Genomic DNA, 7,240 nt, shown 5'->3' with positions numbered 1-7,240 from the left:
TTCTATAAGATCTTTGCAACCTGCATCAATCCGATCCAGAGCGTCTTCAATTTGTTCATCAGCAAGGATAGGTGATATGCCACGGCAATCTAAACCAAAAATGATTTTGTAACTTTCATCTTTTTTCTTTTCTAATAAGGTCGCTCCAATCTTACTTTTTCCTTCCCTGTACTCTAAGAAGGCGATCAATTGAAAGTTATCCTCAAATGGTTTTAGAGCCTTGTTTTTTCCATTAATCGGATCTTTGATCCTTTTTATCCCTATCTTCTTCGCCATCTAGTATTAATACCTCATAATATGTTATTGCCCTTACCCAATTAGGTTCTTTCATCAGTCTGCTAAAAAAGTGATGGTATCCGGGGGCTGTCAAAAACCACCAAGTCGAAACGCCCCACACGATAAATAGAAATGTTTGGATTAGGGAAAAACCTAGCATCTGTCTCCCGAAGTAGAATCCCAGCATGGCTATTATTCCCCATGGCAAAACTTGGTCAGCAGGAATTAGAAAGATAGTAGGTTTTTTACCTAGTGATTTATTTACATTAATCATCTATCTAAATCAGGCTTACCGCAAAGTCTCCCGCAGTTACAGCAAACAATACAATAAGAGGTACTTTAGCTGATTCGATCCATTCCTCGTCATTCTGTTGGGCTTTCACAGCCTGGAATATAGAGAAGGCTATATAAAGAATTAATGCTAATTGAAGGATACCAAAGCCGAAGTTAATAATTTGAGTTGCTCCATCCCCCCCCGCATTATTACCTAAAATACTGGTTATTTTACTTCTTATATTTCTAAAGAAAATACCTTCGTTAGTTCCTGAACCTTCACCTGCCTGAGCATTAGCACTAAAGGCTAAAATATCGCCAAACCAAATAGAGAAAGTGGCAAACCACAACATCGGGTAAAATCCATACCTTCTAATACAGTTATTAAACCAGTTATTTTTAAAATACTTTGAACTAAAATAGCTTAATAAATAAATAGTCAATACTGTTGTTAATATAAAGTTCAATGGGGTTAACTCACCGAGTCTGACATAAGATGACCATATTGATAAACCAATACTTATAGATGTTGCTATTAATAAATTATTTGTTGATATTTTATTAATTTTATTTTTAATTGTTTTCTTTTTCTCAGCTAAAAATGTTACAATCATTTTACTATTATTAATTATTTGATAAACTTGTTTAATAATACTTAAGTATTTTAACTTGCCATCAAAAAAATAAACAGTCTCAAATATACCTATATAACAATTATCGGGTTTATTAGGACATCATTATAATAAGAGTAAAATATTTTGAATTTAGAAGAAAATGCCAGCACCATACAGTCCTGATTTAAGACTTAAAGCTTTATCAGCTATTGATAAAGGAGAAAAAAAAATTAATGTTTGTAAAACTTTTAATATTAGTAGAAATACATTAAATAACTGGTTAAATCAAAGAGATAGCATAGGTCATATAAAACCTAAAAGAAAAACTAAATCAGGTCCTAGCCCAAAAATATGCGACCTTAAGGCATTTGAAAAATTTGTTAAAACTCATCGCCATTTGACACAGAAAGAAATGGCTCAAATGTGGCCTGAAGATGTCAGTATAATGAGAATATCTGAAGCTTTAAAAAAAATTGGCTATGAAGCAAAAACAATATGGATTCATAAACAGGAGAAAATTCTTTAAGTATGAGATATGACAATTTATAATTACTATTTTTGAGCAAAAATGATTAGGACTATATCAATCAAATATTAATTATTTTGTCCTAATCAACTTGTTATTAAAGTATCATCTTTATTTGTGAAAGATTATTAGTCATATTTTTTCCATTTCCTTATAACTAAACAGTAATCTATTAATAGCACCTTCAGCCGTAGCCAAATCTGACTCCTTCATAAAAGCTCGAAGTAAGTCAATGGTGCTTTTGTCACAGTGTATAGAAAAACAATCCTTACCCTTTTTCACCACATCTGGGGGTAAAGATAAGTCTTTCTTTTTCGGCTTCCTTATCTCCTGTTTAACTTTGGCGATAAAACTATGGGATACTTGGGCGATCGCACTTAGTTCCCTTAAAGAGAGCTTAGACCACTCAGAATCATTAAGGAGAGTCATCACGACCTTGCGTTTATCAGCATTACTGCGAGAAAGTCCATGGTCAGTATTAACCGAAAGAGAAAACAACAGAGCATCTCTAAAAGTGCCGTAATGAACAATGGCAGAAATAGCATCAAGATTAACTCGTTTTGCTGACTCAACCCGATGAAAACCATCCACTAGATAGTAATGGGAATCGACCATGAAAACAATAATGGGAGGGAACTTAACCCCTTTTTTGAGCTTACAGGTGTAATCATGAACAGTGGGCTTACTCATTCTTGTCCTTGCCTGTAACCTTTTATCAACAAGGATTTGGTCAAGGGAGAGATTTATTAAATTACTATTGGTGTAAACATTTATACTTTGATTAGCAAGTCGATTTTGAAGGTATGAGAGCTTCCAATGATTAGAAGTACCATCATCCAAATGAACCTCCGCTACTATCTGCCCCTGATACCACTGTAAACGTTTACAGTATCCTCCATTAAACTTACAGCCCGTATAATCTTGATCAATATTTACTTTAATTAAACTAGAGGCGATCGCACTGTGGGGAGTATTAAAACCAGACCAAAGAACCCAAAATTCACAGATATTAGATTTAACACAGCCAATCACTTTTCCAACTTTATCTTTGTAAACAACCCAATCGTCTATCCCAATATTTTGAGGATTATCATGAAGTAAAGCGTTGTTAATCATTTTAAGCCCCCACAACCTTAGATGTAGAGAAACCAGCCATGAAATCGCTGAGTTTTTTCAAAGCAGTAAGATTAACAGGTATCTTTTCAGTAGAAGAAGAACTATCTTCCATTACTGAATTGTTTACACTACGGGGAGATGATGAACTCTGATTACAAGGATTAATAGCATTAATGCGAGATAGAACGTTAACCTGTTCTTGGGGAGAAATCGTATAACCATGATTCAGACGCACCCTAACATTATCAACCTTAGCCAATGATTCCTGCTGGTACTGACTCCATTGAATAGGGAGCTTCGCTGGACTATTCATAAAACAAAGAGTCACATTTGCCTTCGCTTCATGGATTTTAATATTGAACTTTTTCGCCCACTTCTTCGCTAACCACTCATGGAAATGGGGATCTAGTCTATTACTTACCTTCCAATCACCCTCTGGCGGTATCCAATTATAATTACTGTAAACGTTTACACTATCAGTTCTTTCAACTATACTACGCTCGGGGATATAGTGCTTAAGGTGATGCGAATGGCAAGATACCGTGGTTGATGTTTCTTCTAGGGGAAAAAAGTTACGTTCATTGGAGTTTGATTGATTTACTTGATCTTCTTTTCTTAAATTTTTTCTCTCTGTCTCTTGTTCTGAAAAAGTATGTTTTGTTTGTTTAGTTTGAATAGTATGAGGAGAGCTATAATCTTTACAAGGCAATACTTCTGGAATTAATTTTGGGTTATTTAACCCATTGGGAGGGTTATTTAGTCCATCATCAGGATTATTCAACCCACTGGTTGGGTTATTTAGTCCATTATCAGGGTTGATTAAGCCTAATGCTTGCTGTGAATCGGTTTTAGCTTTTTTATGTCTTACTCCTTTAGCATGATGAGCCGATTCATTGTAACCCTGCCATCCAGTAACTTTGTAATCATAAAGATTATATTTTCTTAACTTCCTCATATCTTTAATTACAGTGTCATAGCAAAGTCCTATTTGCTCTGCTATTTTTTGTGGAGGAGGTAATGGTTTGTAAATTCTTTCACCATCTTTTTTATGATCAGCAAAAGGATCTAGCATCATTAAATAAGCCCATAATTTCCACTGAGAAGCTGTTAATTTATTGCTGATAGCAGAAGCTAAATCTTTTTTTGTGACTATACAAAATCCTCGCAAGTCCTGCGGAGAAAATTCTTGAGGACATCTAATTTTTCTCATTTAAAACCTCACTATTGTAATAACTTATAGTAAAAATTAAGTTATAAGTTCTTATTCTTCTTAACCAATCATAAATATATTTACTAAAAAAAATAACGCTAATAAATAATGTTATGTTATGATTTTATTTGACATATAGTCTTACAGCAAGTTAGTTAACGATGAGTTCAAACATTAACTAATTTGCTTTTAGGACTGGTTAAGAAGTTAAAACCTTCTAATACTTAAATTCATTTATTTTTGGTAAGAGATTGTGATAAAGCCTCTTGCCTTTTTTTAAACAAACTTTTATTTATATTTGCTAACTATTGATTTTAGCCTATACTTAAGTATAAACCCATAAACTTTATTATATATAGAAAGATATATAAATTTCAACTTAAATTTGAAAGTTATATAAAGTAGAAGTAAAGTAGTTATTCACATATCCCTTTATACGTATATGGATAAAGAAAAACATGAGCGATTAATTAGGCTGTTAACCCTGATCAAAAATAGTATGAATGAGCGTGAGTTAGCCAAAAAAATGGATATTCCATATCACACGGTTCATGCTTGGTTCATCGGTAGAGCAAGTCCTAAAGTTGATAATCTCAATAAAATAGCTCACTACATGGGCATCTCTGTTAATACTTTACGGGACAAAATAAATCAAGATTCAGACCTTAATAGTCGCCCCCAAACTTATGTAGGTTGTTACGAGCTGGTTTATCACCTTAATGATGAGGAGAAAATAAAACTAGCAAAGCAATTACTCCATGATGCGGTGCATTAAAGTATTGTTATTAACGCTTATTGATATGGTATATAATCAAATTGTAAATTTCAAACTAACAACAATTAAAAATAAAAACTGACAAGGAAAAACCCCCAATAGTTACCAGTTACCGAGGGATTTACGTTCCTATAATCTTGTTACTTCGCCGTTTCAAGAACTTTTATCAATGTTTTTAAAAACATTTTTATTATAAAAGCTAAATATCAATTTTTTGATATAGTGCAATGGCTTTTCGGTCTGTTCTATGAACCGAAAATTATGCTAGAATCAAATTAGCCTATATGCGGTCGCCCAAATCTAGCTACCTGTAATATTTCCATAATTAGTAGGATCACGCACTACGAAAAAGAGCAAACCCTAAGACATAAATATTCTGATGAATTATTAACACTGACAAAGGATAAAGCGATTCTCGTTGGTGAGGGGGAAAAAGTAGCTGATAATGCGATCGCCCACGGGCTTGTTTGTTTATCGCTCGTCGGCTCAGGAATAAAATCAAAAAGTGATTTCACCGTACACCACAGGCTTTATGAAGAAGCGATCGCACATGGGGTAAAACAGTTGATTTATCTTGCGGATAATGACGAAGCTGGTATTACTCAAGCAATTCGTTTCTACAAGGCTTGGCAGGAGTTTGATAGCGAGGATTTGGATATACTGCTTCTGCCTACTCGTGCTTTATTTAAGTTAGTAGGGCGATCGCCCGAACCCAAAGATGATTTTGCGGATTTAGTTCCCTTTCTCACTGAAGATTTTAAGGAGCTTCTGGAGTCTTTGATTCAGATTGAAGGCGATAACTATACTACTGAGCTACTTGCCCTAGACCATCAATATGAGGGATTACTTGAGGAAAAGAAAGAAATTAAAAAAAGTAGTCCAGAACTGATTAGGTTCAAGTCGGTTAGCGATTTTTATTATGCCCTTAAAGATATTTATGGAAATCGCCTTAAATATAATGAGATGTTAAGGATTGTTGAATTGGATGGTGAACCAGCAGATTTAGAAAATTTTTACATTCATCTTTCCTTAAACGAAGGATTTAAAGTTACGAAGCAATTAGCTTACGATGTAGCGGTTGAATTAGCAAAAAATAATAATTATCATCCTGTAATTGATTATCTCGATTTGGTACAACCGAAGTTGTCCGTAGATATAAAGAAATTATCTACCTTATTTTTTGGAACGAATAACAGTCTTTTTGATGAGATGATTTATCGAACGTTAATCGGGAGCGTGGCAAGGCTTTATGAACCGGGCTGTAAGATGGATACCGCTTTGATTCTTCACGGAAAACAAGGAGCTTACAAGAGTACCTTTTTTAAAGTTCTTTATGGTGCTGATTTTTTCTCTGATAGTGTGGCAGGTACAGATAAAGACGATTTATTGGTGTTGCATCAACGATGGTGTTGTGAATTAGCAGAAATTGAAAAGATAACTACTAAGAAAAAGGCAGGGGAATTAAAAGCCTTTTTGAGTCGTGCTGAGGACAGTTTCAGAGAACCCTACGGACGTATTATTAAAACTTACAAAAGGAAAAATGTCATTGTAGGTACGGTAAATGAGACTGAATTTTTAGTAGATCCAACTGGTAATCGTCGATTTTGGGTAGTTCCAGCTTTTCAAAAAATAGATTTAAAATTGGTAGCCGAGTTAAGAGATAGCATTTGGTATCACGCCAAAAATGCTTATTTTGCAGGGGAACGTTGGTATTTATCAGACGAACGTCAAGAAGAAAGCGAAAAACTAAATCAGACCTATATTTATCATGACTCATGGGATAACGAAGCCCTTGATAATTACCTAACTGGTTTTGAAGAAATTGGTATAACTGTTCGTGAAATTCTTACCAATCATTTCGATTTTTTAATTGAACAGGTCGGAAAGCCACAGGAAATGAGAATTACCAAAATTTTGTCTCAAAAAGGATGGCGAAAAGTCCAGAAGCGACACGATGGTAAAAATCGAAAATGCTGGATAAAAGATAATTAATAGTTAATTGCTCCCACAGGGGGCTTTTTTTATCTCTTGCAACCACCTTGCAACCACCTTGCAACCACCTTGCAACCACCTTGCAACCACCTCAAACCCTTACTATATCTAAGTGTAACCACTGCAACCACCTTTTTACTCTATAGAACCCATTTGGTATCTAGTAGAATATTGAGATGAAAACATGGAGAAATAGAAGGATGGCATATTCTAGCAGTCTAAGTGATGAAGAATGGGAAGTAATCAAACCTCTGTTACCAAAAAAGAAACGAACTTGTCCACCAAAGTGGTCTAAAAGACAAATTTGGGATGGTATTTTTTATCAACTCAAAAATGGCTGTAATTGGTCTGATTTACCCAAGGATTTACCGCCTTATTCTACAGTTTACTGGCATTATAAAAACTGGAAAAAAGAGGGTATCTTTGAAATGGTGATGTGTGAGCTTCATAAGCAACTA

General features: G+C 34.4%; 9 protein-coding genes. 4 read left to right on the top strand and 5 right to left on the bottom strand.

Annotation, left to right across the window (positions count from 1 at the left end; translation table 11 throughout):
- Together ACXITR_RS13465 and ACXITR_RS13460 are read right to left on the bottom strand one after the other, a co-directional pair.
- Positions 1-276: hypothetical protein (locus ACXITR_RS13465; protein WP_457997738.1), on the bottom strand; the 276-nt coding region annotated here is incomplete at its 3' end.
- Positions 277-554: 278 nt separating this feature from the next.
- Complete coding sequence (locus tag ACXITR_RS13460; protein WP_457997737.1) at positions 555-1,163, bottom strand: hypothetical protein; 609 nt, start codon at positions 1,161-1,163, stop codon at positions 555-557.
- A 160-nt stretch (positions 1,164-1,323) separates the two neighbouring features.
- Between ACXITR_RS13460 and ACXITR_RS13455 the strand changes: the two genes are divergently transcribed.
- Complete coding sequence (locus tag ACXITR_RS13455) at positions 1,324-1,689, top strand: IS630 transposase-related protein (protein WP_457997736.1); 366 nt, start codon at positions 1,324-1,326, stop codon at positions 1,687-1,689.
- Between the two features lie 132 nt (positions 1,690-1,821).
- Here the strand turns inward: ACXITR_RS13455 and ACXITR_RS13450 are convergent, their stop codons facing one another.
- Both ACXITR_RS13450 and ACXITR_RS13445 read right to left on the bottom strand, forming a co-directional pair.
- Positions 1,822-2,805 carry a hypothetical protein gene (locus ACXITR_RS13450; protein WP_457997735.1) on the bottom strand — a complete coding sequence of 328 codons (984 nt, stop codon included), beginning with the start codon at positions 2,803-2,805 and terminating at the stop codon, positions 1,822-1,824.
- A gap of 1 nt (position 2,806) precedes the next feature.
- Positions 2,807-4,015 (bottom strand): hypothetical protein, encoded by a 1,209-nt coding sequence (locus ACXITR_RS13445; RefSeq protein ID WP_457997734.1) that lies wholly within the window; start codon positions 4,013-4,015, stop codon positions 2,807-2,809.
- 442 nt (positions 4,016-4,457) lie between these two features.
- Between ACXITR_RS13445 and ACXITR_RS13440 the strand changes: the two genes are divergently transcribed.
- On the top strand, positions 4,458-4,790 hold the full coding sequence (locus tag ACXITR_RS13440; protein ID WP_457997733.1) for a helix-turn-helix domain-containing protein: 333 nt from the start codon (positions 4,458-4,460) through the stop codon (positions 4,788-4,790).
- Between the two features lie 341 nt (positions 4,791-5,131).
- Here ACXITR_RS13440 and ACXITR_RS13435 read toward each other — a convergent pair whose 3' ends face one another.
- The gene (locus tag ACXITR_RS13435; RefSeq protein WP_457997732.1) at positions 5,132-5,305 is read right to left on the bottom strand and encodes a hypothetical protein; all 174 of its coding nucleotides are present in this window, start codon (positions 5,303-5,305) and stop codon (positions 5,132-5,134) included.
- Positions 5,306-5,354: 49 nt separating this feature from the next.
- Here ACXITR_RS13435 and ACXITR_RS13430 point away from each other — a divergent pair, with 49 nt between their 5' ends.
- Positions 5,355-6,782: a VapE domain-containing protein gene (locus tag ACXITR_RS13430; protein ID WP_457997731.1), complete on the top strand. Its 1,428-nt coding sequence runs from the start codon at positions 5,355-5,357 to the stop codon at positions 6,780-6,782.
- A gap of 200 nt (positions 6,783-6,982) precedes the next feature.
- A partial coding sequence (locus ACXITR_RS13425) for a transposase (RefSeq protein ID WP_457997730.1) occupies positions 6,983-7,240 on the top strand: 258 nt, incomplete at its 3' end.

This window comes from Cyanobacterium sp., from assembly GCF_054166785.1.
Note: the sequence above shows the minus strand (reverse complement) of the source record. Positions and strands in the feature narration are given on the sequence as shown.